General features: G+C 64.3%; 25 protein-coding genes and 2 pseudogenes. 16 read left to right on the top strand and 11 right to left on the bottom strand.

Annotation, left to right across the window (positions count from 1 at the left end; translation table 11 throughout):
• Positions 1 to 173: 173 nt before the first annotated feature.
• The 3 genes and pseudogenes from IVA87_RS18185 to IVA87_RS18175 all read left to right on the top strand — a co-directional run bounded on the left by IVA87_RS18185 (position 174) and on the right by IVA87_RS18175 (position 4,338).
• Positions 174 to 3,026, top strand: coding sequence for a PAS domain S-box protein (locus IVA87_RS18185; RefSeq protein ID WP_247296623.1), 2,853 nt, complete (start codon positions 174 to 176; stop codon positions 3,024 to 3,026).
• Positions 3,027 to 3,084: 58 nt separating this feature from the next.
• Positions 3,085 to 4,095, top strand: coding sequence for a P1 family peptidase (locus IVA87_RS18180; protein WP_247296621.1), 1,011 nt, complete (start codon positions 3,085 to 3,087; stop codon positions 4,093 to 4,095).
• A 35-nt stretch (positions 4,096 to 4,130) separates the two neighbouring features.
• Positions 4,131 to 4,338, top strand: a pseudogene (locus IVA87_RS18175) (KTSC domain-containing protein).
• A gap of 113 nt (positions 4,339 to 4,451) precedes the next feature.
• Here the strand turns inward: IVA87_RS18175 and IVA87_RS18170 are convergent.
• The gene (locus tag IVA87_RS18170) at positions 4,452 to 5,099 is read right to left on the bottom strand and encodes an EF-hand domain-containing protein (protein WP_247334491.1); all 648 of its coding nucleotides are present in this window, start codon (positions 5,097 to 5,099) and stop codon (positions 4,452 to 4,454) included.
• Here IVA87_RS18170 and IVA87_RS18165 point away from each other — a divergent pair.
• From IVA87_RS18165 to IVA87_RS18145, 5 genes are all read left to right on the top strand, one after another.
• Entirely contained in the window at positions 5,098 to 5,328 is a 231-nt protein-coding gene (locus IVA87_RS18165; protein WP_247296709.1) for a hypothetical protein, read from the top strand. The two genes, IVA87_RS18170 and IVA87_RS18165, sit on opposite strands and share 2 nt — an antisense overlap.
• Before the next feature lie 177 nt (positions 5,329 to 5,505).
• A complete protein-coding gene (rpe, locus tag IVA87_RS18160; RefSeq protein WP_247296618.1) occupies positions 5,506 to 6,207 on the top strand; it encodes a ribulose-phosphate 3-epimerase in 702 nt (233 codons plus the stop codon).
• A gap of 149 nt (positions 6,208 to 6,356) precedes the next feature.
• Entirely contained in the window at positions 6,357 to 6,500 is a 144-nt protein-coding gene (locus tag IVA87_RS18155; RefSeq protein ID WP_247334490.1) for a hypothetical protein, read from the top strand.
• Positions 6,501 to 6,504: 4 nt separating this feature from the next.
• Positions 6,505 to 6,684, top strand: coding sequence for a hypothetical protein (locus tag IVA87_RS18150; protein WP_247334489.1), 180 nt, complete (start codon positions 6,505 to 6,507; stop codon positions 6,682 to 6,684).
• Positions 6,685 to 6,707: 23 nt separating this feature from the next.
• Positions 6,708 to 6,899 carry a hypothetical protein gene (locus IVA87_RS18145; protein ID WP_247334488.1) on the top strand — a complete coding sequence of 64 codons (192 nt, stop codon included), beginning with the start codon at positions 6,708 to 6,710 and terminating at the stop codon, positions 6,897 to 6,899.
• Positions 6,900 to 6,921: 22 nt separating this feature from the next.
• Here the strand turns inward: IVA87_RS18145 and IVA87_RS18140 are convergent, their stop codons facing one another.
• From IVA87_RS18140 to IVA87_RS18120, 5 genes are all read right to left on the bottom strand, one after another.
• Positions 6,922 to 8,361, bottom strand: coding sequence for a bifunctional serine/threonine-protein kinase/universal stress protein (locus tag IVA87_RS18140; RefSeq protein WP_247334486.1), 1,440 nt, complete (start codon positions 8,359 to 8,361; stop codon positions 6,922 to 6,924).
• A gap of 5 nt (positions 8,362 to 8,366) precedes the next feature.
• Entirely contained in the window at positions 8,367 to 9,107 is a 741-nt protein-coding gene (locus IVA87_RS18135; protein WP_247296610.1) for a metallophosphoesterase family protein, read from the bottom strand.
• A gap of 117 nt (positions 9,108 to 9,224) precedes the next feature.
• Complete coding sequence (locus IVA87_RS18130; RefSeq protein ID WP_247296608.1) at positions 9,225 to 9,830, bottom strand: hypothetical protein; 606 nt, start codon at positions 9,828 to 9,830, stop codon at positions 9,225 to 9,227.
• Entirely contained in the window at positions 9,823 to 10,494 is a 672-nt protein-coding gene (locus IVA87_RS18125; protein ID WP_247296606.1) for a hypothetical protein, read from the bottom strand. Before IVA87_RS18125 ends, IVA87_RS18130 begins: the two co-directional genes overlap by 8 nt.
• Positions 10,491 to 11,261, bottom strand: a complete 771-nt coding sequence (locus IVA87_RS18120) for a MotA/TolQ/ExbB proton channel family protein (protein WP_247296604.1) — start codon at positions 11,259 to 11,261, stop codon at positions 10,491 to 10,493. Before IVA87_RS18120 ends, IVA87_RS18125 begins: the two co-directional genes overlap by 4 nt.
• Positions 11,262 to 11,475: 214 nt before the next feature.
• Between IVA87_RS18120 and IVA87_RS18115 the strand changes: the two genes are divergently transcribed.
• The 3 genes from IVA87_RS18115 to IVA87_RS18105 all read left to right on the top strand — a co-directional run bounded on the left by IVA87_RS18115 (position 11,476) and on the right by IVA87_RS18105 (position 13,916).
• On the top strand, positions 11,476 to 12,846 hold the full coding sequence (locus tag IVA87_RS18115; RefSeq protein ID WP_247296602.1) for a histidine kinase: 1,371 nt from the start codon (positions 11,476 to 11,478) through the stop codon (positions 12,844 to 12,846).
• 7 nt (positions 12,847 to 12,853) lie between these two features.
• Positions 12,854 to 13,507 (top strand): response regulator transcription factor, encoded by a 654-nt coding sequence (locus IVA87_RS18110; protein ID WP_247296599.1) that lies wholly within the window; start codon positions 12,854 to 12,856, stop codon positions 13,505 to 13,507.
• A gap of 103 nt (positions 13,508 to 13,610) precedes the next feature.
• The gene (locus IVA87_RS18105) at positions 13,611 to 13,916 is read left to right on the top strand and encodes a hypothetical protein (RefSeq protein ID WP_247334485.1); all 306 of its coding nucleotides are present in this window, start codon (positions 13,611 to 13,613) and stop codon (positions 13,914 to 13,916) included.
• Positions 13,917 to 13,948: 32 nt separating this feature from the next.
• Here the strand turns inward: IVA87_RS18105 and IVA87_RS18100 are convergent, their stop codons facing one another.
• The gene (locus tag IVA87_RS18100) at positions 13,949 to 14,536 is read right to left on the bottom strand and encodes a TetR family transcriptional regulator (protein ID WP_247334484.1); all 588 of its coding nucleotides are present in this window, start codon (positions 14,534 to 14,536) and stop codon (positions 13,949 to 13,951) included.
• 557 nt (positions 14,537 to 15,093) lie between these two features.
• Between IVA87_RS18100 and purB the strand changes: the two genes are divergently transcribed.
• Both purB and IVA87_RS18090 read left to right on the top strand, forming a co-directional pair.
• Positions 15,094 to 16,401 carry an adenylosuccinate lyase gene (gene purB, locus IVA87_RS18095; protein WP_247334483.1) on the top strand — a complete coding sequence of 436 codons (1,308 nt, stop codon included), beginning with the start codon at positions 15,094 to 15,096 and terminating at the stop codon, positions 16,399 to 16,401.
• A gap of 147 nt (positions 16,402 to 16,548) precedes the next feature.
• Complete coding sequence (locus tag IVA87_RS18090) at positions 16,549 to 17,718, top strand: M20 aminoacylase family protein (RefSeq protein ID WP_247334482.1); 1,170 nt, start codon at positions 16,549 to 16,551, stop codon at positions 17,716 to 17,718.
• Positions 17,719 to 18,106: 388 nt separating this feature from the next.
• On the opposite strand, the gene IVA87_RS18085 is transcribed toward IVA87_RS18090, so the two are convergent.
• The 4 genes from IVA87_RS18085 to IVA87_RS18070 all read right to left on the bottom strand — a co-directional run bounded on the left by IVA87_RS18085 (position 18,107) and on the right by IVA87_RS18070 (position 23,505).
• Entirely contained in the window at positions 18,107 to 19,912 is a 1,806-nt protein-coding gene (locus IVA87_RS18085; protein WP_247334515.1) for a caspase family protein, read from the bottom strand.
• A 203-nt stretch (positions 19,913 to 20,115) separates the two neighbouring features.
• Complete coding sequence (locus IVA87_RS18080) at positions 20,116 to 22,023, bottom strand: acyl-CoA synthetase (protein WP_247334481.1); 1,908 nt, start codon at positions 22,021 to 22,023, stop codon at positions 20,116 to 20,118.
• A 173-nt stretch (positions 22,024 to 22,196) separates the two neighbouring features.
• Complete coding sequence (locus tag IVA87_RS18075) at positions 22,197 to 22,934, bottom strand: hypothetical protein (RefSeq protein ID WP_247334480.1); 738 nt, start codon at positions 22,932 to 22,934, stop codon at positions 22,197 to 22,199.
• A gap of 85 nt (positions 22,935 to 23,019) precedes the next feature.
• Positions 23,020 to 23,505: a hypothetical protein gene (locus tag IVA87_RS18070; protein WP_247334479.1), complete on the bottom strand. Its 486-nt coding sequence runs from the start codon at positions 23,503 to 23,505 to the stop codon at positions 23,020 to 23,022.
• A 32-nt stretch (positions 23,506 to 23,537) separates the two neighbouring features.
• Between IVA87_RS18070 and IVA87_RS18065 the strand changes: the two are divergent.
• The 3 genes and pseudogenes from IVA87_RS18065 (at position 23,538) to murI (ending at position 26,700) form a co-directional block, all read left to right on the top strand.
• Positions 23,538 to 24,613: pseudogene (locus tag IVA87_RS18065) on the top strand (preprotein translocase subunit SecD).
• Positions 24,614 to 24,864: 251 nt separating this feature from the next.
• Positions 24,865 to 25,671 (top strand): cyclic nucleotide-binding domain-containing protein, encoded by an 807-nt coding sequence (locus IVA87_RS18060; RefSeq protein WP_247280699.1) that lies wholly within the window; start codon positions 24,865 to 24,867, stop codon positions 25,669 to 25,671.
• Positions 25,672 to 25,902: 231 nt separating this feature from the next.
• Positions 25,903 to 26,700 carry a glutamate racemase gene (gene murI / locus IVA87_RS18055; RefSeq protein ID WP_247296587.1) on the top strand — a complete coding sequence of 266 codons (798 nt, stop codon included), beginning with the start codon at positions 25,903 to 25,905 and terminating at the stop codon, positions 26,698 to 26,700.
• Positions 26,701 to 26,723: the final 23 nt, after the last annotated feature.

Raw genomic sequence — 26,723 nt, 5'->3', positions numbered from 1 at the left:
AGGGGCATTATGACACCGTCCAGTAAAGCGCATCTTACCCATCCCTGCTCCGCGTTCTCTCCAGAATTAAGTAAGCTGTAACCCTCGGTTGAGTCGTAAACCGGTTCCATTCACGATGAGCGCCAGAACCCCGCTACCATGAACGGGCTCGCAGCCGAATGAGACCAGCGGAGATGCTCAAGACCCAGCTCAAGACCGACCAGCACAAGACCGACCAGCTCAAGATCGACTTGCGAGAGGTGGACGTGCCTGCAACGATCGACCGAAGCACATTTCTTTCGACCCTGCCGGCCACCTCGACCGACCGCGCTGCGGCATTGACGATTGTCGGCGTGTCCTCGATCCTGTTCGCGGCGGCTGTGCCCTACGCGGGTATCCCGCTACTGCCGGTCCCCGCCTTCGTCGCGAGTTACCAATCGGCGCTCGCCGTCAGCGACACCGTCACGGCAGTGCTGCTGCTGTCGCAATTCGCAGTCTTGCGGACTCGTGCATTGCTATGGCTCGCGACCGGTTATCTCTTCACCGCCGCGGCGGCACTGGTCCATGCCCTCACCTTCCCCGGCCTGTTCACACCGACCGGGCTCTTCGGCGCGGGCCGGCAAACCACGGTCTGGCTCTACATGGTCTGGCACGGCGTCTTCCCGCTATGTGTGCTGGGCTATGCCTGGCTGAAGGAAAAGGACGGGGGCCCCCAGGTTCGGGGTGCGACGAGCAGTGCGATCTATGCCTGCGTGCTCGGAATCATCGTCGCGATCGCCGTCTTCACCTGGATCGTCACCGCGCAACACGATGTGTTGCCGGTCCTGCTGCGCGACGGCCACTACACGCCGACCATGATCGGCGTCGTGTCCTTCGTGTGGTCGCTGAGCTTTGCCGCGCTTGTCTCGCTCTGGTTCCGCAGACCGCATACGGTGATCGACGTCTGGCTCATGGTCGTCATGTGCGCCTGGCTGTTCGACATCGCGCTGTCGGCGATCGTCAACGTCGCGCGCTTCGACCTCGGCTTTTATGCCGGCCGGCTCTACGGCCTCGCCGCAGCAACCTTCGTGCTCGCGGTGCTCCTCATCGAGAATGTCCGTCTTCAGGCGCACACGATGGGCCTCGTCGGCAGGTTGCGCCAGCAATCGGCTTCGGAACGCGACTATTACGGCAAGCGCCTCGCGCTGTATGGCGCGGTGATCGAGTCCTCCAACGACGCCATCATCACGAAAACGCTCGACGGCATCATCACAGGCTGGAACAAGGCCGCCGAACATCTGTTCGGCTATTCCGCTGCGGAGGCCGTCGGCCAGCCAATCGACATCATCGTGCCGCCGGACCGCAAGGGCGAAGTCAGGAGCATCCTCAATCGTGTCGCCAGCAACGAGTCGATCGCCCAGCACGAGACGGTCCGCATCCGAAAAGACGGACGCCCACTCGACGTCGTCCTGAATATCTCCCCCCTGCGCACAGATCAGGGCGAGATCATCGGCGCCTCCAAGATCGCCCACGACATTACCGAAGAGAAGCAGGCGAGAGAGAAGCTGCGCCGCGAGACTGAAGAACGCCAGCGCATCTTCGAGACATCGCAGGACCTGATCCTGGTCACCGACGGCTATGGCAATTTCGTCCAGGTCAGCCCGAGCGTGAAGAACATTCTCGGCTACAGCCCTGAGGACATGGTCGGGCACAGCGCGACCGAGTTCATCCATCCTGACGATCTCGAGAAGACGCGGAGCGAGATGCGCGCAGCCCGGCGTGGCGCGGTCAAGCGCAGCTTCGAGGCGCGCTACTACCATTACGACGGTCACGAGGTCACGCTGAACTGGATGGGCACCTGGTCGGAGCCGGTGAAACGCCATTTCTTCATCGGCCGCGACCTCACCGACAAGCAGGCCGCCGAGGCCCAGCTCCGGCAGGTCCAGAAGATGGATTCGATCGGCCAGTTGACCGGCGGCGTCGCTCACGACTTCAACAACGTGCTGACCGTCATCACGGGCACGATCGGCATTCTCAGCGACGCCGTCGCCGACAGGCCGGAGCTTGCCGCCATCACCAAGTTGATCGACGATGCGGCTGAACGCGGCGCGCAACTGACCAAGCACCTGCTCGCCTTCGCGCGCAAGCAGCCGCTCCAACCGCGCGAGATCGACGTCAATGCACTGGTGCTCGAAGCTGCCAAGCTGCTGCATCCGACCCTGGGCGAGCAGATCACGATCTTGCCGCAGCTCACCGAGGACGCCTGGCCCGCGCTGGTCGATCCGGGCCAGCTCTCCACCGCGATCCTGAATCTCGCATTGAACGCGCGCGATGCCATGCCCGACGGCGGCACCTTGGTGCTGGAGACGCGCAACATCTTCCTCGACGACGGCTATGCCAGTATGAATCCCGACGTGGTCGCCGGCAATTACGTAATGATCGCCGTCAGCGACACCGGCAGCGGAATTCCGCCGGACCTGATCGACCGGGTATTCGATCCCTTCTTCACCACTAAGGAGGTCGGCAAGGGCACCGGCCTGGGCTTGAGCATGGTGTTCGGCTTCGTTAAGCAGTCGGGCGGCCACATCAAGATCTACAGCGAGCAAGGCCACGGCACCAGCGTGAAGATCTACCTGCCGCGCTCGACCGGAGTGCAGGAGACCGCGTTCGAGGCGCTCCAGAATGCGCCGATCGCAGGTGGCAATGAGAAGATCCTGATCGTCGAGGACGACGCCCTGGTGCGGCAATATGTTGTGACGCAGGTCAGAAGCCTCGGCTATACCGCGCTCGAGGCCGCCAGCGGCGCCGAGGCCCTCGCCATCATCGACAGCGACAAGACCATCGACCTGCTCTTCACCGACATCATCATGCCGGGCAACATGAACGGCCGCCAGCTTGCCGACGAAGCGCACAAGCTCCGCCCCGACCTGAAGACGCTATTCACCTCGGGCTACACTGAGAACGCCATCGTCCATCACGGCCGGCTCGATTCCGGCGTGCTGCTGCTGGCCAAGCCCTACCGCAAATCCGAGCTCGCCAAGATGCTCAGGGCGGCCCTCGCCAGTTGAGCCTGCGACGTCTCTGCGCTATCGCAGATGCGAACTCCTCTCAGCTCGCGAGGCCAGTTTGAAGAATCTCCTCACAGACGTTGCCGGCGTCCGCGTCGGCCATGCCGAAGACGCAAAAGTCGCCTCTGGCGCGACCGCGGTCATCTTCGATTCTCCCGCGATCGCCGCGATCGATGTTCGCGGCGGCGGACCCGGCACACGCGAGGAGGCATTGCTCGATCTTGCCAACACCATCGAGCGCGTCGACGCCATCGCGCTGTCGGGCGGTTCCGCCTTTGGCCTCGATACCGGCGGCGGCGTGCAGGCCTGGCTCGCCGAGCAGGGCCGCGGCCACCGGGTTCGCGAAGCGCTGATCCCGATCGTGCCGGGCGCGATCCTGTTCGACCTCCTCAACGGCGGCGACAAGGCCTGGGGTCGCTTCTCGCCCTATCGCGAGCTCGGCTACGCCGCGGCAGCCGCCGCCGACACGGACTTCGCGCTCGGCAGCGTCGGCGCCGGCCTCGGTGCCACCACCGCGACGTTCAAGGGCGGGCTGGGCTCGGCCTCGGCGGTGACGCCCGAGGGCGCCAAGGTCGCGGCGATCGTCGCCGTCAACGCGGTGGGCAGCGTCACCGTCGGCAACGGACCGTGGTTCTGGGCGGCGCCGTTCGAGGTGGACGGCGAATTCGGCGGACGCGGCCTGCCGGACAAGTTCACCGACGACATGCTCCGCATGCGCATCAAGGGCGGTCCTGCCGCGAGCGCGCGCGAGAATACCACGATCGGCATCGTCGTCACCGACGCGGTGCTGACCAAGCCCCAGGCCAAGCGGCTGGCGATGATCGCGCATACCGGCTTTGCCCGCGCGATCTATCCGGTGCATGCGCCGACCGACGGCGACGTGCTGTTCGCCGCCGCGACCTGCGTGAAACCGATCGAGCCCCTGGTCGGCCTCACCGAACTCGGCACGGTCGCAGCCAACGTGGTCGCGCGCGCCATCGCCCGCGGCGTTTACGGCGCGACGGCCCTGCCGTTCGCCGGGGCGCAGCCGGCGTGGAACGATCGCTTCGGAGAGCAACGAAACGACTGAGATAGCGTTATTCCGACGGGCCAAGGTGCACCGTCATGCCGTCGTCAGTGATCCGCTTCTTTCGCTATGCGCCCGATACGCGTGAAGGTGACTTTCGTCAGCGGTCGCCTGTATGTCTACGAGGACGTTCCGGCCGATGTCGCGGCCGCGTTCAGTCAGGCCCGCTCAAAGGGGTCGTTCTTCAACCGCGAAATCCGCGATCGCTATGCCTATCGTGACATTACCCACGAATACGCAGGCTAAAGCGCGATGAGATCAGGATGAATCGTCATTGCGCTTTGGGTTATTGGTTGAGCATGATCTATTCGGAGAACCGCTACACGCTTTCCCAGATCATGCTCTAGCCTGGATCCCGCTCACACGCTCATTGACGTCGAGGAAGCGGTGGACGCGGTCTGCGCCTGGCGCTGCATCATCTGCCCCAACCAGTCATACGGCGAATTGCCGCCACCATTCGCGGTTGACGAGCGGGACGCGCCAGGGACCATCGTCGACATCTTGAAGCCGTCCGCATAGGTGACGGTCGTGATGGTCGAGCCATCGGCATTGGTCGTCGTCGAGGTCGATCCTCTGCTTGCCTTCGACGAGGACTCCGATCCGCCGCCCGACGCATCGCCCGATCCGCTGGCGCCTTGCGCCTGATGGCGGCCATGACCGCTCGTCAGCGCCTTCGTCATTTCGCCGAGGTTGATGCTGCCATCCGAATTTGCATCCATCTTCGAGAACACGTCATCGGCCTGTGCGAGATTGGTGCCGCCGGCACTGAGCGCGTCATCGAACTCGGCCTTGGTGATCTTGCCGTCGCCGTCCGCATCGATCTGCGAGAACAGATCTTTCAGCGCCGCCTCCCGGCCCTTCGAGGTCGAGTGCGCCGAACTCGATGAGGTCGAACCGGTCGCGCCGCTCGCACCATCGGTCGACTGACTCTGCGCGGCGAGCAGCGCCGTCATGGTCACGGGCGCGATCTGTGGCGGACTGGCTGAGCCGACCAACGAGGTCGTCATGCTGCTGCTGTCGATCGCGAACGGGTTGGTCGCGCCTTGCGAAGTTCCGATCTTATGCGTCGACCCGGCCTTCTGCGTTGCCGACGACGACTTCGAGTTCGTCAACGACTGGATCGCGTCGAGCGCACTCGATACCGCGCCAAGGGCAAACAACATTGCACAACTCCAAGCGATGCGGCATGCCGCGGCCAATGTTCCGACGACGTCAGCAAGCGTCGTGCCAGCGTGAAAAGCTCAACAAAATCCGCCTTCGCTGCGCCTTGCACGGCCCGGGAACACCGGCAATTCGTGCCGGTCGCGGCAGAAATTTCCGCCCACAGGAAGCAGCCTCCCCCTGCATTGCCCGCCGCAGAGGCCCATGTTAGGCGAGGCCATTCTTCTTCGGCCGCCACCCGGAAAACGCGCCATGACCCAAGCTTTCGCCCCCCGTCCCCTGGCCATCGCGCCCTCGATCCTGGCCTCCGACTTCTCAAGGCTCGGCGAGGAGGTGCGCGCGGTGGACGCGGCAGGCGCCGACTGGATCCATCTCGATGTGATGGATGGACACTTCGTTCCCAACATCTCCTACGGTCCCGAGGTCATCAAGGCGATGCGCCCGCATACGAAGAAGATCTTCGACGCGCATCTGATGATCTCGCCCTGCGACCCCTATCTTGAGGCATTCGCGAAAGCCGGCTGCGACCACATCACGGTGCATGCGGAGGCAGGTCCCCATCTGCACCGTTCACTCCAGGCCATTCGCGGCCTCGGCAAGAAGGCGGGCGTGTCGCTCAACCCAGGCACGCCGATCAGCGCGCTCGAATACGTCCTCGACCTGGTCGACCTCGTGCTGGTGATGTCGGTCAATCCCGGCTTCGGCGGCCAGGCCTTCATCCCCTCCGCGATCGGCAAGATCCGCGACATCCGCGCGATGATTGCGGGACGCCCGATCGACATCGAGGTCGATGGCGGTGTTGGTCCTGACGTTGCCGGCGCGCTCGCGGCCGCCGGCGCCAACGCCTTCGTCGCCGGCACCTCCGTGTTCAGGGGCGGCACGCAGGAGGCCTACAAGACCAACATCGCGGCCATCCGCAACGCGGCTGCAGGCGCACGCGGCGAAGCGATTTGAGCTGGATCGGGAGTCCGCAAACCTGCGGCTCCCAACTCTTGCGGCGGGCAATGCCCAAAACGGAAATCTTGATCCGTACTCATCCGGACTTCCCTGATTCGCGCAAATCACCGCAAGTGACTCCTGCCTGCTTTTGACGGGAGCACATCATGACGACGACCCTGGTTTGGACTGGCGTAGCGTTATGGTTTGGATTGAATGCTGCGATTGCAGCTCGCAGCCTCTACATGGCGCGACCGGTGAAGGCCGCATCCTCTGCCCGCATCATTCACCTTCAGCGTCGCCGGGAGTGATGCCATGCAGCTCGCACTCGTGAAACGTCAGCCGAAGCGCAGGTGCCGTATTCCGCGGCGACCGCATCCGAATCTCGACTACTTCTTCGGCCGCCTCGAACGCGCCGATCGCACGCGGAACGACGATGCCCGGCCCGACAATGCGGACGTCGACCATTCGCTTGCCGCGCAGCGCAGACACTGAGATCTCCTTTTCTGGACCGTCCCATGAGACCGCATTGCCCGAACTGCCTGAAGGAAATGACCAAGGCATCCGCGTCGCGTAACCTGTTCAATTGCGAACCCTGCCGCGAGATCATCCAGTATTTCGGCGGCAGCGCGGATCAGGGCGAGGCCGGCCCGCAATTCTCCTGGCCCATCCGCCGTAAGCACGCGGCTCACACCGCCCACGCGGCCTGATCCGCCGTTTGAAGGCGCAGCCCTATCCGGCCGCCTCACCGTCATCCGCTTCAGCCACATCCCCCGCCATGCGCGGCGGCCGCACAATGGTGACGGTACAGCTCGCCTCCGAGGCCACCTTGGCCGAGACGCTGCCGAGCAAGGTGCGCCTGAACGAGCCTTGCCGCGCGCCGATGATGACATGGTCGACATGGTTGACCTCGGCGAACTCCAGGATCGCAGCGGCGGGATCGACGGCCTCCAGCACATGGACCGACAACCGGCTCTCGTCCAGCTTGAGCGGCGCCGCCCAATGCCGGAGCGCCACCAGGCGGTCGATATGCTTGTTGGAGCCCTGCTCGTCGAGCGTCCGATCGATCGCGATGCGATTGAGCTTGAGCACGTTGAGGCAGGCCAGCCGCGCCGAGGGCAACGTGGCGAGAATGCGCTCGGTCGTCACGCGCAGTGCCTCGTTTAGCTCCGGTGCGCCCTCCACCATGTCGAGCGCGATCGCAAGAATTGGGCTCGACGCGATCTGCGCCGCGACATCCGATTTCGCTCGTGGCTGCATGACGCCTTGATTGAAGCGGCGCCGCCACACCACGCCAAGGGAATCACGCTTCAGCCGTTCCGCGCGCGCGGTGAGCTTGACCTGGTCCGGATGGGTGAGATCGAAGGCGAACTGGGACGCCGTCGGATAACGCCACACCGGCTCGATCTCGAGGCAGCGCAGCACCACCTCCTGGAGCCAGGGCGGATAGTCGGCGCGCAATGCGCGCGGCGGATAGGGATCGCGCCACAGCCGGCGCCGCATCGCGCGCAACGTTTCACCCTCGCCGAAGGGACGCTCGCCCGTGGTGAAGAAATAGAGCAGCACGCCGAGCGAGAACAGGTCACTGCGCGGATCGTCGCGCACGCCTAGCAGCCGCTCGGGTGCCATGTAGGGCGCGGTTCCGTAAGGCAGACGAAATTCTTCCTGCAACAGGTCAGGCAGATGGTTGTGGTGCGACAGGCCGTAGTCGATCAGCACCGCCTCGCCACTGTCGCGGAACATGATGCTGCTCGGCTTGATGTCGTGATGAATCACGTTCTGCCGATGCAGGTCGGCGAGCGCGGCCGCGATCTTCGCCACGAGCTGCCGCGCCTCGTCATAAGGCAGCGGCAAGTCCGGCAGTCGCTTGTAGAGCGTCGCCCCGGGGATACGCTCGATCACGACATAGGCCTGATGCGCGAAATCCCCGGTGCCGAAGCAGGCCGGCACGTGCGGCCCCGCAACCCGCGGCAGGATCATCATCTCCATCTCGAACGAGACGATCGCCGCGGGATCCTCACCTTCCGACACCCGCGGGATCTTCATCAGCAAGGGCATGTCGATGCCGGGATGAGTGACGGTCCACAACGTCGCCATGCCGCCGGCATGAACGCATTCGCCGATGGTGAAACCGTCGATCTCCGCACCTGATCTGACCAGGGATTTCGGCATCGCCGTCAGCGCCCCTGCGACAGGCGGTCGGCCAGCCAATGCGGCAGGCCGTTGTCGCGGATCCTGCCGGCCGCGGTCGCGACGTCATAAGGCGCGCGGCAATAGGTGATCTGGCACGAGACCGTGTCGAACAGCACGAAGGCCGCGGACGGATCGCCGTCGCGGGGCTGGCCGACCGAACCGAGCACGGCAAGCCATTGCCGCCCGCGCAGGAGCTGCACGGAGACATCGGTCTTCGGCACGAAGCTCGTCATCTTCGCCGTCACCGACATCGAATAGAGCGCAGGTCTGTGGATGTGACCGCAGAAGGTGATATGCGCGGGTGTCGCGATCAGGCTCTTGGCGGCATCCGCCGTCGACCGGACATAGTGCCAGCGCTGCGGGCTGGAGGCTTCCGAATGCACGAACAGGCGGCCGTCGTTCTCCACCAGCATCGGCAATTCGGCCAAAAACCGACGCTGCGCGCTGTCGAGCCGGCCGCGAGTCCATTCGATCGCAACCTGCGCCTCGGCGTTCATGGTCTCCGCCGAGGAATTGACCGCCTGGTCGTGATTGCCGCGCACGGCGATGGCGCCGCCGGCAACGAGCTCCATCGCGGTGTCCACGACCCATTCCGGATCGGCGCCATAGCCGACGAAATCACCGAGCAGGATGAAGCGCTCCGCGCCTTTCGCGCGGGCCATCTTCAGGCACGCCTCGAACGCCTGCCGGTTGCCGTGGATATCCGAGAAGATAGCTAGGAGCACGCACCCTCCACCCTCAAAATCTTATCGGAAGCCGATAAGGCCAAATTGAGGGACGTCAAGAACATGCGCCGGCGCGTGCCGGTTTTCCAGCGGGACGCTGCCGCGATGGTGAAGGGCCTATTGCTCGTCCTTTGGCGGCATCCGCGGCGGCGGCAGCGGCGTGAACACGACGCCCTGCGCGCCGGCCGGCGGGGCGTTGAACTCGCCGGTCGAAGAATCGCCGCCGCTGGTCTCCAAAATCGTCTTCGGCGTCACATATTCTCGCACCATGTCGATCAGGCTGCCGTCACCGCCGCCGAAGTCGGCGGCGCGCCCGCCCTGCGGATGCCCAGCCGCGATCTCGTTCTGCGCTGCATGGGTCTTGTCGGCCAGCCTGTCGTCATAGGGCACCCGGAAGGCCCGCGGAATGCCGCTCGGCCGATTGTCCTCGTCGAGCGCCTCGACCCAGAGATAGATCGAGCCGGGATCGCCCTCCAGCGAATGCGGCTCGACGATACGGGCCTGGAGCAGCTTGAAGGCGGTCGGCATCCGGTCGGAGCTGGCCCAGCCGAGCAGCCCGCGCATTTCGGTGAAGCTGACTATATAGAAGGCGCTGGTGATGACGACGGCCGTCGCCTTCAGGACCCAGTGCAGCCGCGCATAGACCAGCACCACCAGCAGCAGCGCGCCGATCACGGCATAGGCGACCGACAAGGTGAGGATGACCGTTTGCAGATTACTCACGGCGCACCCTCACCCGGGTCTTCGGATCGACATCAGCGCCGTTGCGCCAGCTGCTGCGGAACGTCTCCAGCAGCGATTTCGGCCGCTGGTCCACATTGACGACCTTGCCTTCGGCATCGAGCCGGAACCGGACCGCGGTCTTCTCGTCGCCGGTGTGATCGAGCGTGAACTTGTTGTCGAAGACGACCTGCGCGGTCGGATTGAGCTTCTGCACCTTCACATTGGCAGTCACGGGCTCGCCGGTCGTCGCCACGAAATGCGAGACGTTGACGGTGTATTCGCCGGCGACGATGCCCCGCACCGTGACAATCTCCTCGCGGATGGGCGAGGCGATCTTCTTGCCGTTGACGATGATGAAGTCATTCGCCCCGCCGCGGTCGTCGCGATCGAGGGTGAGGAAGCCGGCCTCGCGGTGGCGATACCAGGCGATGTTGCCGGCGGGGTCCTGCACGAACAGGTCGAGATCATCGGGGTGGTTGTCCGGCCAGTCCAGCGTGATCATGAACTCGGCCTTGGAGTCGATCTTGCCCTCCTTGGCGTCCGGGGAGACCGCGAGCAGCGCCAGGAAAAACAGGAAGGCGATCACCTGGAGCGCCTTGAACAGCATCACGCCGAGCGGATCGAACGGCTCCTCGCGCGGATAGAGACCGAAATCATCCATCATGACGGCGATCCAGCACCCTTGTGCTCCAGGACCGGCGTCACATAGGTCTCGGTCAGCACCACCGCATCCGAGAACACACGCTGGGTCGCGGCATCGAGCATGTAGTACTGGATGCGGACCAGGATCGAGCCGACGAGGCCGGCCAGCGTCGTGTACATCGCCACCGCCATGCCGTCGCTCATCAGCCCCATCGAGGACCGCATCGCGGCCTTGTCGGCGGCATCGAGACCCGCGATGGGCGCCAGCATGATGATGAAGCCGATGATGGTGCCGAGCAGGCCGAGCTTCATCAAGGTGTCCGAGACGAAGGCGCCAAAACCGTTGGAGCCGCGCAGCCGGTCGGCGAGCGTCCGCAGCAGCAGCGTCTGGTCGACCGGCCGGTAGCCTTGCGCAGCGGCCTTGGTCACAAGGCTCTCGATGTGATCGCGCACCAGGCCGCGCGGAAGCGCTGTCGCGCTAGTATCGAGCGCCTTGCTGCCGCCGGCGGCCGACAGCACCGCCCGGCAGCGCCGTGCCGCTGCTCCCTCCCGCGCGATCGCGCGCGTCCGCAGGAAGCAGTGGCCGCAGGTGACGACGTAAAGCACCGCGATCACGCTCGAAATGTAGGTGCGGTCCGAGGTCAGCATCAGGTGAATCAGTCCGAAGCGCCACAACAGCACGATGGCGAAGATCGAGAGCCCGGTGAAGATCATCCAGAACAGCAGCGCGCTGCGCTCGGTCGGGTCGGCAGCGTGGCCCGCGATCGGCCCAATCGTCATCGAACTCATGCTGCACTGCTCCTGGCTTGCGACGATTGGCCAAGAAAGATTGGCCTAGAAGGATTCTTCGGCCGATTAGATCAAAACCGCCGCGCCAGGTCCAAAGAGCCATGCCCAATCCGGCTTGGGAAATTTGCCCGAGCTGCCATCCTGCCGTTCCCCGCAATTGGCAAGGCGCGGCGGCGTTGTTAGGCTGAGCTTACCAAAGGTTGGGGGTGATCGCATGCGCCTCGTGCTTCAGCTCGTCGCCCGTCTGCTGCTCATCGTGGCGCTGTGCCTGGGAGCAGCGACGGTATGGGCGACGTTCGACGCCTATCGCAGCATCGACCGGGCGACCGCGGCTTCCGCACAAAGGGTCGCGCAGGCGCTTCAGGCGCTATATTGGCGCGAGCTCTTGTTGCGCAGCAGCAGAGCACGTGAACATCTGTTGCCGGTTCCGGACTGGCGTTCGCTGGAGACAATGAAGCTGATATCGCCCGGTGTCTGCGTCGAGTTCCAGCCGGCTACGGCGTTCGAGAAGCCGCTCTGCGGTCAGAGCCAAGGCATCGGCAAGACACCGCCGCATTGGTTCGCATCGATCGTGCCGACCTTCCTCGGCAGCCATGCCGAGGTGGTGCGGCCCGTTAGTCCGCGCGCGGCGGCCGCCGGCACGGTGGTTGCAACGCCGGACGCCGCCGCCGCGATCTCGCTCGCCTGGGAGTACATCCTCAACGTGATCGACGTTGCGCTCTTGATGGCGGCGGCAATCGCGCTGCTGGCTTCGCTCGCGATCGCGCACGCGCTGGCGCCGGCACGCACCATCGTCATCGCGTTGCAGCGCATGGCGCGCGGCCAGTATCGCACGAAGCTGCCGCGCTTCCGCTCGATGGAGCTTGCGATGATCGGCAGCGCCGTCGATGCGCTCGGCGGCCGGCTGGAGGAAGCGACCGAGCAGCGCGCGGCGCTGACGCGGCGGCTGATCGAGATCCGCGACGACGAACGCCGCGCGCTCGCCCGGGAGCTGCACGACGAATTCGGACAAAATCTCTCCGCCATCCTCGCCTTCGCCAACACCATCGAGACGGCGAGCGCGAAGGATAACAGGGATAAAGGCATCGCGCAGGATGCGCGGATGATCTCACAGGCCACCCATCATCTGATGGCCTCGCTGCGCGATGCGCTGAAGCGGCTGCGCAATCCCCTGCCCGAGGAGCTCGGGCTCGAGGCAAGTCTCGTAAATTTGGTAGATAGCTGGCGTTCGCAGAGTGCGGCGCGGCCGACAATCCAGCTCGACCTCAGGGGCGATCTTACCGATATCAGCGGCCCGGCGGCCATCACCGCCTATCGCGTGGCGCAGGAATGCCTGACCAACGCCCTGCGCCACAGCTCCGCGCGCGAGATCTCGCTACGCGTTGAGCGGCGCGCGGGCGAGCACGACGCGCTCCTGATCCGGGTCGAAGACGATGGCGGCGGCGATGCCAAGCGCGTCGCGCAATCGGCCGGACTCGGCCTCACTGGCATCCGCGAACGCCTTGCAGCCGCCGGTGGATCACTCTCGATCCTGCCTGCGAATCGCGGCCTCAGCGTGGCCGCCACCATCCCGCTCGCCGCATGAGGCCGACGTGAACGATGTCGCGGCAACAGGCATCTCCGTGCTACTGGTCGACGACCACCCGATCGTGCGGCAGGGCTACCGGCGCGTGCTGGAAAGCCAGGGCGATCTTCGTGTCGTCGCGGAAGCCGACAACGCTGCGGACGCCTATAGCGCCTTCAAGGCGCATGACCCCGACGTCGTCGTGCTTGATATCTCGATGCCCGGCGCGAGCGGGCTGGAAGCGATCCGCAACATCCGCGCACGCAGCCCGCGGGCGCGGATTCTGGTTTTCACCATGCACAACGAAGCCGTGCTGGTGAAAGCCGCCTTCGGCGCCGGCGCCTCTGGCTTCGTCACCAAGAGCAGCGAGCCGTCCGCGGTCGTGAATGCGATCCGCAGCGTGGCGCGCGGCGAGCGCGCCATGAGCGACGACATCGCGCATATTCTCGCCGAGGACAGCCTATCGCCGACGGGTTCAGCGCTGGATCAGCTGGGCGAGCGGGAGATCGAGATCCTACGCCAATTCGCCGGCGGCGCTACCACCGAGCAGATTGCAGCGCATCTCAATCTCAGTGTGAAAACAGTCCAGAACTACCATTATCTGATCAAATCAAAGACCGGCGCACGCACGGATGCACAGCTCGTGCGGCTCGCAGCAACGTGCGGACTGACGAGGATCTAGCAGCAAAGCTGCCGCACTCCGTCTTGAAGCTCGTCAATCTGCCGAACGAATTGGAACGGAGCCCATCCGGCTCCGGTTAGTACGGCAGAAGGAGTAAAGGGTCATGAGTAAGGGTCATCACAACGCAGTCGACCATCCCCCGATCATCACTGTAGGCGAGCTCATCGACGAACTCTGCCGTCTGCCGGACACCGCCGTCGTCCACTTCCGCTGCCCCATGCTCGATCAGGAGCTAACCTTCTACCGCCTGCGCAAGCGGTCAAAGGACGCCGTCGAAATCGCAGTCAATGCATACCCGGAAAGTCCCCCGGTGGTGCCATCGTCCGACCCGAACTTCCATGCGCGGAGACGCTCGGCTTCGGCGCCCCCGGCTCGCAATGGTAGCTTTCTTCACAAGGCGAGAGGTTGATGGCCCTCGCGCCAATTGGGCAGGTGGGTGGCCTAACCCGCCTTCAATCCGCGCAGCAGTAGCGCCAGCGTTGCATCGACCCGCGCGGAAAGATCGGCGTCCTTCCACTCGTCGGCATGGGCCGGATGGTGGAAGCGGACGGTGGCATCGAAAATGGCGCGCGCGGTCGTCTTGACGTCGTCCACCTCGAATACGCCCTGCTTGATGCCGTCGGCCAGGATCGCCGCGATCTGGTCGATCATGGTGTCCTTGTGACATTTGACGGCTGCGCAGGCCTCGCGCGCCAGCGTCAGATAAGTCTGGAACATCTCGGGGTCGTCGAGGACGCGCGAACGCTTGGCGGCGAACAGCGTGCGCAGCCAGCGGCTGAGCCTATCAGGCGCGGGGCCCTGCTCCTCGGCGATCGCGCGCAACGGCGCGTCGATGCGGTCGAGCCAGCGTTTGGCAACGGCTTCGCGCAGCGAGGCCTTGCTCGGGAAATGGCGATAGACGCTGCCGTGGCTCACATCGAGCGCACGGGCAACGTCGACCACGGTGGCCTTGGCAAGTCCGAAGCGCCTGAGCACGTCCTCGGTGACTTCGAGAATTCGCTCCGGCGTCAAGACAACAGCATCATTCATGCCAGCACCATTGTTCCCGTTCAGGGCTCAGTTACCCGGCAGTAGGGCTGTTTCCGAAGCGCCCTCGCCGGTCGTTTCGGAAAGCCTATGCCTTAATGAGGCAGTTTTGCAGCCTGCGCCGCGATCTGGCGCGCCACCAGTAAATTGAGCCAATGCCCAATCATGCCGGTGAAATTGAGGATTTCGGTCGTCATGTCTTAAGTCTCCATTCGTCCGCTTTCCCCGTTCTTCAATCGGCCCTCCGATCCGAGCTTGCTTCGGATGTCGGGCTCCCCGGGGCTTATCGCGGGACGCCCAATCGGAGCGTCCGGAGACGGATATACACATAGCGCTGACAGATTTCAATATCTGTCAGTCAATGATCCGTGATTGATAGCTGATCTTTGGTCCGGCGCGGGCCGGCTTCGCCCCACCGGTGGATAGTTGCCCCGTACCCGGGCCCGGATCGTTTGTTTCGTCCTCCCCGCTCTGCTAAATCGCGGCGTAAAAAGCATTTTGGCCGGAGCCCGCGCCCCCAGATCCCCAGGGGTGTCCCGCCCACCTCTTGGAGCCGTCAGATGATCCCCCGCTATACCCGCCCGGAAATGGCCTCGATCTGGGAGCCGCAAACCCGGTTCAAGATCTGGTTCGAGATCGAGGCGCACGCGGCGGACGCGCTCGCCGAGCTTGGCACCATCCCCAAGGAGGCTGCCAAGACGGTCTGGGCCAAGGCCAAGGACGCCATTTTCGACGTCGGCCGCATCGACGAGATCGAGCGCGAGACCAAGCACGACGTCATCGCCTTTCTCACCCACCTTGCCGAGATCGTCGGTCCCGAGGCACGCTTCGTGCACCAGGGCATGACCTCCTCCGACGTGCTCGACACCTGCCTCAACGTCCAGCTCACCCGCGCCGCCGACCTGCTGCTCGCCGACATCGACAAGGTGCTGGCCGCCCTGAAGAAGCGCGCCTTCGAGCATAAGATGACGCCGACCATCGGCCGTAGCCATGGCATTCACGCCGAGCCCGTCACCTTCGGCCTCAAGCTCGCTTATGCCTATGCCGAATTTACGCGCGCGAAGGAACGTCTGGTCGCGGCGCGCAAGGAGGTCGCGACCTGCGCCATCTCCGGCGCCGTCGGCACATTTGCGCAAATCGATCCGCGCGTCGAAGAGCACGTGGCCAAGGCCATGGGCCTCGTACCGGAGCCGATCTCGACCCAGGTGATCCCGCGCGATCGCCACGCGATGTATTTCTCGACCCTCGGCGTGATCGCCTCTTCCATCGAGCGCATCGCCGTGGAGATCCGCCACATGCAGCGCACCGAGGTGCTGGAGGTCGAAGAGTTCTTCTCGGAGGGGCAGAAGGGCTCGTCCGCGATGCCGCACAAGCGTAATCCGGTGCTGTCGGAAAACCTCACGGGCCTGTCGCGCATGGTGCGGGCCTATGTAACGCCGGCACTGGAGAACGTCGTGCTCTGGCACGAGCGCGACATCTCGCACTCTTCCGCCGAGCGCATGATGGGCCCGGACGCGACGGTGACCCTCGACTTCGCGCTGGTGCGCCTCGCCGGCCTGATCGACAAGCTCGTGGTGTACCCCGCCAACATGCAGAAGAATCTCGACCGCCTCGGCGGCCTCGTGCACTCCCAGCGCGTCCTGCTGGCCTTGACGCAGAAGGGCGCCAGCCGCGAGGATTCTTACAAGCTCGTGCAGCGCAACGCGATGCCGGTCTGGCGCGGCGAAGGCGACTTCCTTCAGCTTCTGAAGAAGGACACTGAGGTGAAGAAGTATCTTACCGACGCCGAGATCGAGGAGCAGTTCGACCTCGGCTATCACCTCAAGCACGTCGACACGATCTTCAAGCGCGTGTTCGGACAGAGCTGAATTTTCTTCGTCATTCCGGGGTACGCGAAGCGTGAGCCCGGAATTTCGCGCTACAATCTCCAGATTCTCTGGTGCACAGATGCGCACCATAGCTCGATGCTTCGCATCCCCCCGGAATGGCAAGAACCCACAAGAGACGGATCCCTCATGCCCATCGTCAATCGCGTTGCCGCCCTCTCCGACGAAATGGCCGCCTGGCGCCATGACTTCCACGAGAATCCGGAGCTGCTCTACGAAGTCCACCGCACCGCCGGCATCGTCGCCGATAAGCTGCGCGAGTTCGGCTGCGACGAGGTGGTGACGGGCATCGGCCGCGCCGGCGTGGTCGGCGTGATCCGCGGCCGCAAGTCGGCGTCTGGCAACACGATCGGCCTGCGCGCCGACATGGACGCGCTGCCGATCATGGAGACCTCGGGCGTGCCCTACGCCTCCAAGGTCCCGGACAAGATGCACGCCTGCGGCCATGACGGCCACACCGCCATGCTTCTCGGCGCTGCCAAATATCTCGCCGAGACGCGCAATTTCGACGGCACGGCCGTGTTGATCTTCCAGCCGGCCGAGGAAGGCGGCGGCGGTGGCAAGGCCATGGTCGAGGACGGGCTGATGACGCGCTGGAACATCCAGGAGGTCTACGGCATGCACAACATGCCGAACCTGCCCGAAGGTCATTTCGCAACTACCCCTGGCGCGATGCTCGCCTCGTCCGACAACATCCAGATCACCGTTCACGGCAAGGGCGGTCACGCCGGCGCGGGTCCGCACAAATCGATCGACAGCGTGCTGATCGGCTCGCAGATCGTGGGTGCGCTACAATCGATCGTCGCCCGCAACGTCGATCCGCTGAAGTCGGCCGTCATCTCGATCACGCAATTCCACGCCGGCACGGCCTTCAACATCATCCCGGAGGTCGCCGAGCTCGCGGGCACCGTGCGCACGCTCGATCCAGAAGTGCGCGATCTCGTCGAGCGCCGCATCGGCGAAGTCGCCGACAGTGTCGCCCGCGCCTATGGCGGTTCGGCCGACACGAAGTACACGCGGATGTATCCGGTGACGATGAACCACGCACGCGAGGCCGGCATTGCCGCCGACGTCGCCCGCGACATCGTCGGCACCGAGCGCGTCAACGACAAGTTCATTCCCATAATGGGCGCCGAAGATTTCTCATTCATGCTGGAAGCCCGCCCCGGCGCGATGATTTTGGTCGGCATGGGCGACGGCAACGAGTGCCACCACCCGGCCTATGTCTTCAACGACAACATTTTGGGCCACGGCGCCTCGTTCTGGGCGCGGCTGATCGAGACGCGGCTGCCGGCGTAGAGTCTGTAGTGGACTAGCCGAAGGCGTAACCCACCATTTTTCTGTCGACGCGGACGTAAAGTGGTCGGCTACACTTGCTAACTCACCCGACTCAATCGCAGACGTCTCTCGTCCGGCCAACCCTCACTGAACTCGCATCAGCGGTGCTAGCGCGCTCCATTCTGCATCCGTTGCCGACAAGCTGGCAGCATTGCCTCAACCTGGGCGCGCTCGGCAACGAGCCTCACCTTCTCCTGCTCGGCCGCCTTCGCCTTTTGCTCGGCTGCGGCACGCGTGTCTTCCGGCAGTGCTCTTCAGCACATCATCGCGCACGAAGCCAAACGCTTTGCGCAGGTCCAGGCCGAGAGCTCTAAGCGCGACGAGTACGCTCGAAATGAACGCTTGATCATCAGTTGCATATTTCGGCAGGTATTTTAGACGCCGGATTGGAAGGATGATTGGCCGTCCCGAGCCGGCACCCTTTGGCAATCGGCCTGCACCCGGCCGCGTTGCAGATCACCTGACCAGATGCCTGCGGCGCTGAGGGCGCGGCTTCCGTTTGTTTTCGGTCCCGATCCCGCCTCTTCGAATCCTCGCGCGTCGCAACCGGCTTCTTCTCCGGGATCTTCTCGCACTCATTGTCGTCACCGACGCGATAGCCGGCACGGCAGGTGATCTTCACGCATTGGTCGCCGTCGGCCTTGAAGCCGAAATTGCACACCAGCGGGCAGACGCGCCCCGGCTTCGCCTTCAGCGCATCGAGTGCGTCGCTGCTTGCGAGCTTCACGTCGAACTGGGTGCCGGCATATTTGTTGAACAGCGTCAGCGAGCGCTGCGCGGCCGAAGTCCACTCGCCCTCTGCAGCCGAGGTGAGGCAGCCGACCCGGCGCATTTCGCTCTGCACCGATTTGGCGAGCTCAGCTGCGGATAATGTCGAGGTCGGTGCAGGCGAGAGCGCGGCCACCTTCTGGTTCTCAACTTCGGGAATCTGCCGGTCGGCCGCCGGCTTTGCGGCCTGCTCCGCTTTCCCTGCCGCCTGCTTTGCAGCGAGTTCGGCCTTGGCTTTCTCCGCTGCTTGCTTCTCGGCCAATGCCTTCGCCGCCGCCGCTTCGGCCACCTTGCGCTGTTGCTCGGCGGCCTCGGCCCTCGCCTGCTCGATCTGCTTCTGCTTCTCGGCCGCAATCCGCGCCTCCTCGGCGGCCTTGGCCGCCGCGGCCGCCTTCTCCTGCTCGGCCTTCTGGGCGCGCTCGGCAACGAGCCTCGCCTTCTCCTGCTCGGCGGCCTTTGCCTTCTGTTCGGCCCCCGCGCGCGTCTCCTCGGCGGCGATCTTGTTCAACTGCCCCTTGGCGAGGTTGGCGTAGAAGCCGTCCGGATACGCCGCCAGAAACGCTTCCCAGCCGTCGCGCGTGCCGAGTTGGAGCGCCAGCTCGTAATCCCTGCGAACGGCCTCCTGCGGGTTAGCCTGCGGACCGGTCGCGGCCGGCTTGACCGCGACTAACGGCACGTCGTCGCCGCCGAGTGAGCCGTAGACATAGGGCTCCTGCTTGTAGCTGGTCGCCTTGAGCACGTCGTCGCGCACGAAGCCGAAGGCCTTGCGCAGATCAAGACCCGGCTTCGGCAGGTGCTCGACCAGCGCGGCGGCGAACGGGCTGTTTCGGGAATCGCCATCCGATGCCGTCGATCCTGCTTTGGCGGCGAATGCGATCATCGTATTCGGGCTGGTGGGCTCGACCTTGGCCAGGCCGCGCCCGACCGCGCGCGAGGCCAGCGTGCGCTTCATCGTTTTCGCAAACGGATTGTCCCGGCACGCATCCAGGATGATCAGGCGCAGCTGCTTGGCCGGCTCGACTGCGAACAATGCCCGCTCGACTGGGATGGTCTCGTCGAGAACGTCGCCGTCCGTCTCCAGCGTGGCGTCGGTCGGAATGAGATAGTTGTTGCCGTCGAGCTCGATACCGTGGCCGGCGTAATAGATCACCGCCATCTCCGCATCACGCGACCTGCCGGCAAATTCGCGCAGCATACGCCGCATCTCGCTGGCGCTGAGGTCGAGCCTGACGTCCACAGAATCGAAGCCAGCCTTCTTGAACATGCCGCCGACCAAGGTGGCGTCGTTCACGGGATTGCCGAGCTTCGGTGCGCTCTTGTAGGCGGAATTGCCGATGACGAGCGCGACCCGGCGGTCGGCATGCGCCGGTCCGCAGGCAAGGCCCATCGCAAATATCAAAAAAGCAAACAGCCGAAACGGAATCACTTGCGTCCCCCCGGATGCAATTCCCTGAGACTATTCGGTAGCGTCGCCGATTGCTAATTCTTCCTATGTGATACCGGTCACAGAGAGGTCCTCAAAACAGGGGTATGGATAATGCGGCGAAGCGTCGCCCTGCTGCCCAGCTGACCCCGCGGCCTTTCGGGCCGCTACGCTTGCACCACCTCGTGGCGCATCACGAATGGTGCCAGCAGCGCGTGCACCTCGCCCGCGACCGCTTCGCGCTGGCCCGCCGGCAAGCCGGTCAGCGTCACGATGGCGATGGAGCCGTGGCTGCCGTGCGGACCGACCTTGACCTTGCAATCGATGCCGCGCTCGACCAGCGGTGCCAGCACCTTAGTGAACACACGCTGCGCTGCGTCCCAGCGCAGCTGCGGCTTGAACACTTTGCCGACGCCCGTCAGCGGCATCGGATCGATCGGAATGACCTGCACCGGCACGGCGGCGCGCTCCGGCGTGCGCTCGCGCACCCACGCTTCGAGCTCGCCCGGCTCGACGCTCGCGCCGGGCTTCAACTGCACGTACCCCACCGGCAATTCGCCAGCATAGGCGTCGGGCTGGCCAACCACGGCGGCGAAGCCGACGGCGGGATGTCTGAACATGATCTCCTCGATCGGCGCCGGATCGATGTTGTGGCCGCCGCGGATCACGAGGTCCTTGGCGCGGCCCGTGATCCAGAGATAGCCGTCAGCATCGAGGCGACCGAGATCGCCGGAATTGACCCAGACCTCGTCGATGAAAGCGCCCTTGTTGTGCTCGTCGTTGAGATAGCCGCCGAACACGCCGGGCCCGGCCATGATGACGACGCCGATCTCGTCGGGCGCGCAATCGCGGATCAGGCGTCCCTCGGCATCGAGCTGCACGATGCGCACGCGCGCGTAAGGCATGGGAAGGCCGACCGAGCCAAGCCGGATCGGCCGCGACGGATAGGCCAGCGTGTGCACGCTCGAGGTCTCCGTCATACCGTAGACCTCGATCACCGGCAGCTTCAGTTTCTCCTGAATCGCCGAGCCGACCGCGACCGGAATCGCCGAGCCGCCACCTGCCGCATATTTCAGGCTCGAAATATCCGCGTTACCCGGCGGCACCGCCAGCGCGGCAGCGAGCACCGTCGGCACGCTCGACAGCGCCTCGGGCTTGAAGCGCTCGACCAGCCCCCAGATGTTCTTCACCGCATTCGGATTGCGCCAGCCGCTCGGCGACAGCACGACCAGCGAGCCGCCGCTTGACAGCGTCAGCAACGCCTGTGTCAGCGAGCCCCCGACGTGGAACAGAGGCATGCCGAACAGCAGGTTTGCGCCGGGCTTGGGCTTCAGCAGCAGATTGAGCGCCCAGGCCTGATAGACCTGGTTGGCATGGGTGTGCCGCACCAGCTTCGGCGTGCCGGTGGTGCCACCGGTGTGGAAATAGGCGGCGATGTCGCTGCCCAAGATCTTGCGGCCGCTGATAAGCCGGTCCGCCGGTTGCTGCTTGATCAGGTCGCTGAAGGTAAAGATGCCATTCGCCGGATCGCCGCCGCCGAACACCTGCACGATTGCCTTGAGATGCTTGAGTTGCGGCCGGATCTGCTCGACCTTCTGCCAGATGTCGGTGCCCGGCATCGGCCCAAGCGCCACCAGGATTTTCGTGTTCGCAGCCTCCAGGATCTCCGCGATCTGGTGCGGCTGGAGCAGCGGATTAACGGGATTGGCGATGCCGGCGGCTTCGGCGCCGAACAATGTCACGAAGGCGTCCGGCACCAGCGGCAGCATGAAGCTGATGACGTCGCCCTTCTCCGCGCCCAGCGCGTGAAACATGTTGGCGGCCTGCGTGACGCGCGCCATGAAATCGCGATACGTGACCACGACCGGCGTGTCGGCAGGATCGGCGTTTTGCAGGAACTGGATCGCCGCCCCGTCGGGGTTGCGCGCTGCACCCAGCCGGATCGCGTCATACGTGCTCTCGGCTGCGACGCGATCGGCGTAAGGAACCTGCTCGAAGGCCCGGACCTCCGCGTCCGTCAACAAATCCGGATAGTCGTTGCCGATGAGCCGATCGAGCGCATGGATGCCCGCCATGGATTTCCGTCCTCCCTCAGATGCATGTCCCCACCCTTCTTGTGACATTTTGGTTCGGCGGGGCCTCGACCGATGACCCGTCGAGCGCGGACAGAATGATGGATGATTTGGCGTTCGTCCATGGCCGATGCCATTGGCCACACGCTGCGACCCGCCGTTGTCCCCTTGAGGAGTTACGGGCGGTCGGGCGTCCAGCCCACCGCGTTGAAATCGGCTGGAGCCGGCATCACTTCCGGCTCGGCAGTCGGCTTTCGCAGGATTGCATTCGCGAGGTCCGAATCTGCGACCTCGAGCGGGACGCTCGCCTTGCTTACGGCAAGTATCCCGATCAGCTCCGCCGGCGCGGCCATCACGTAGCGGTCCGCAATTTCAATCAGACGAAGCACCTCGTCACGAATGAAAGGCGCCGACCATTCCGACGGCAGGCCCCTTACGGCGGCAAATTCCTCGGCCGGGATCGACAACGCATGCCGACGGACTTCTTCGATGGTTCGACGCGGAGAGAAATTGGGCGGCTTGCCCGCCGCAGCGAGCACGAGCGGCCCGAGCGGACAGTAGTCGCGACCGATGGCCACGAGATCGGCGATGTCGCGCGCCTTCGAACGACCTGCGGCGGCTAGCACCTTGTTGACGGCAAGATCGGCTTGATGAAGGCGGGCCCCCCATTCCTCATCTCGAATGAGCGGAAAGAATCGGAGCTTCGTCTCGGCGAACCATTGAATGATTGTCGACTCGCCATCGCGCGAAACGGTTGCATCGACGCAGCCATAGATGATGAAGTCCCGCTGCGCCTTGAAGCCGGCTGCATCGAGGGCGGCCAGATCGGACTTTGCCGCCTCGGTCACTTCCTCATCGCTGTCGTGGAAAATGTCGATGCCGTCGGATCGTCTCTGCCAATCCTTGTTGAGCATCAAACCGCCGGCAAGATAGCTGCTCTCTGAGCGGTTCTTGGCAAGAAGCCGCAGGATGTCGCTCTGTAGCTTGCTTAGAGCCATCTTAGTCCTCGCACGCGTTGACCCGATCCAGCATCTTCCTGCCCATCGCAAACGCCCTTGCGTCGCCGCGATCGATCATTGCGCGGGCAGCGACCGCGGCACGTGACCGGAGATCGGGAAGCCGATCGAGATCGACATTGTCGAGTATGCGCGGTCCATACAGACGAAGCGCATTGTCGAGGAGTGATTGGAGCTCTTTGGTCAGGCGATATTCCGCCCGCATGCGCGAGGCCATCACCAGAAGCTCGTTGCGAGCAGTCGGCGGAATCAGGACCTCGACACGCACCAGATCTGCGGCGCCGCCTTCGCTTCGGTATTTCCTAACACGCTTGTTCGCGGGAACCACGTCGGCCTTGCTCCTTTGAACAAGATCTATCACGCGTATCCCGGTTACGCAACTTCGCAACCTGGTTACGTCATCAAGTATTTGAGATGCTGATGAAAAGTGCGAGCTGCGATGAACCTCCTCGACCGATTGCGGGACCAAGAATTGCCCCGACCGCAACACGCGAGAACATTATGCCTGCGCATCTGCGGAACCGCATCACAAGGCTGCTCGTCGTGCTCGCGATGGCATCGGCGATCGTGCTGCCTCGCGCGGCGTTCGCCGACACTCAATTCGACAAGATGCGCGCCAAGGTCGCGGCTTTCGTCGCCGACACGATGGAGAAGCTGGGCGGATCCCGCATCATTTACAAGGTGGACACCGACGCTCTGCGCGAGGCGGTCGTCACGGATCTGCGCGACGACGTTTACAAGATCCTGCGCGAGGGCCGGATCGCCTTCTCCGGCCTTGCGATCCGTGACGGCGGCGTCGAGGTGAAAATCCCGGACGCGAAGGGCCGCGAACAGCTCATGCGCAAGCTCGCATCGGCGGCGGAGGGGCTGGCCACGCAAGCGCTCACCGTGACCGATGCCGGAGACGGACTGATCAGGCTCGCGCCCACCGACGCCGCATCTGCCGCACGGCTGCACGACCTCGTCGAAGATTCCATCGCCATGATCGAGCAGCGCCTCAAGGACGCCGGCATCACGCTCGCCAGCGTCCAGGCTGAGGGAACAGACCGCATCCGCATCTTCCTGCCGGGCACGATGGAGCCCGAGCGCATCACCGCGTCTTCGCCAAGAAGGTGCGGGTCAGCTTCCGCCTGATCGATCTCTCGATGTCGCCGGAGCAGGCGCAATCCGGCACGCCGCCCGCTGGCACGGAAGTCCTGCTCGGCTTCAAGGACAAGCTCCCCTATCTGGTGAAGGCCAGCGTGCTCGACGGCGACGACATCAGCTATGCGGGACCGGGATTTGCGAGCAGCACGAAAGAGCCGATCGCCTCGTTCCGTTTCAACGGCCGCGGCACGCGGCGTTTCGCCCACCTCACCGCAGAGAACGTCGGCAAGCCCTTCGCCATCGTGCTCGAAGACAGGGTGCTCTCCGCCCCCGTGATCCGCGAGCCCATCACCGGCGGCTCCGGCCAGATCTCCGGCAACTTCAGCCTCGAAGAGGCCAACAGCATCGCCATGCTGTTGCGCGCGGGCTCGCTGCCCGGACGCCTTGGCCTCGTCGAGCAGCAGGTCGTGCAGCCCGCCGCCAGGCCCTGAGGCGGAGATCGGGCGGCCCCGCCTTGTTGCGGCGCGCGGGTCCATCCCCAGCACCAAAGCCCGCCCCAGGCCTCGAATCATCGGCCAGACGCGCAAACCAACGAGCAATTGCCGAAACGCCCGATCAAGCTAAAATTTGCCTCTTGCGGCGTGACGGCCAAAGGCTTCATTTCAGCCGGCCGTCATTCGATTTGGGCTACACGTGTCGAGCATACCGACCAGGACTGAAGGCCTTACGCGGGGTTAGTATCATGCCGTCCGGCAGCGCAGACGTTTCGTCGATCCTCGACCGCATTCTCGATGCGGCAACGGACAATCTCAGGATCGCGAAGATCCTGGTCCAGATGGGCCTCGATCCAAACAACGTCACCTACGACGCCATCTTCAATCGGCTGCTGGAGATCTTTGTCCAGAACATCACGCTGGCCAATCTGTTTGCCGCGGTCGGCGCCGGCTTCTTCGTCGCCACCCTCTTGATGCGGACGATGGTGCCGCTGCGCGTCGCGAACATGGTCGGCTGCGCGTTGTTCGCCGTTTTCGGCGCGCTCTCCGCCAACGTCGCGACGTTCCTGCTGTATCTTCTGTTGCTTCCGATCAACGCCCTGCGCCTGCGGCAGATGCTCAAGCTGGTCAAGAAGGCGCGCCATGCCGCCGAAGGCGACATGTCGATCGAATGGCTCAAGCCGTTCATGACCGAACGCAAATACCGCCGCGGCGACATCCTCTTCAAGCTGCGCGACCCCGCTAACGAAATGTTCCTCACGGTCACCGGCAAGTTTCTGGTCAAGGAGATCAACGTCGAAATTTTGCCCGGAGCTCTGATGGGTGAACTGGGCTTCCTCACGCCGGACAACCGGCGCACCGGAACGGTCGAATGCATCGAAGACGGACACGTGCTGACGATCACCTATGACCGGCTGCTCGAGATTTATTTCCAGGATCCGCAGTTCGGCTATTACTTCCTGGTGCTGACCAGCCAACGCCTCTTGCAAAACATCGAGCGTCTGCAGAGCCAGCTCGCGGCCGAGCGGGCGGCAACGACGAACAGGATTGCGTGATCGCTGCGCCGTCCCCGCCGATACGAATGGCAGTGACACATCTACTCCGTCGTTGAGCGTGCCACATTTCCTCCTGCGCCGGACGCAGCGCAGCGCTTCAGCGGTGCCCCCGGAATTTTGCGGATGTGTGCCCTCCGCGGCGCATTCATCGATCCAGATCCGCCCCAAGCGGCCCCGCCGCAATACCGCCCTAAAAACAGATTGGTAACCATGGCGCCTTAGGATAATGACGTGACCAATTCTCCGACGATTCTGGTGTTCGATTCCGGCCTTGGCGGACTCACGGTGCTCCGTGAGGTCGTCGCCGCACGCCCGGACGCGCATTACGTCTATGTCGCCGACGACGCCTTCTTCCCCTATGGCCACCATGGCGAGGACGAGATCATCGCCCGCGTGGTGCCATTGATGGGGGAATTGATCGGCACGCATGATCCCGACCTCGTCGTTATCGCCTGCAACACGGCATCCACCCTGGTGCTGTCTCACTTGCGCGCCGCTTACTCCCTGCCCTTCGTCGGCACGGTGCCGGCCATCAAGCCGGCCTGCGCGCAGTCGAAGACCCGCCGCGTCTCGGTGCTCGGCACCAAGGGGACGGTGAAGCGCGAATATACGAAAGCTTTGATCCGCGAGTTCGCGCAGGGCTGCGAGGTGACGCTGGTCGGCTCGCCCGAGCTTGCCTCGCTGGCTGAAGCCGAGCTGAGCGGCGTTCCGATCAGCGACGAGGCCATCCTTGCCGAACTCGCTCCTTGCTTCGTCGGCGACGCCGGGGATGCGACATCGCGCACCGACACGGTGGTGCTCGCATGCACGCATTATCCGCTGCTGCTCGACCGACTCAAGCGGCTGGCGCCGTGGCCGGTCGACTGGATCGACCCGGCGCCCGCGATCGCGCGCCGCGTCTCGGATCTGCTTGGCCCGCGGATCGTCGGCATCGCGCAGTCCGGCGCCGAGATGATCTTTACTTCGAACCGCGTGCATAGCCTTTCGGCGATGCTGACGCCGTTCTTCGGCGGCCGCGCCCTGGCCTGACTTTGCGCAGCAACGGCGCGCTG

The organism is Bradyrhizobium sp. 147, assembly GCF_023073935.1.
GTDB lineage: Bacteria > Pseudomonadota > Alphaproteobacteria > Rhizobiales > Xanthobacteraceae > Bradyrhizobium.
This window is presented reverse-complemented; position numbering and strand designations above follow the sequence as displayed.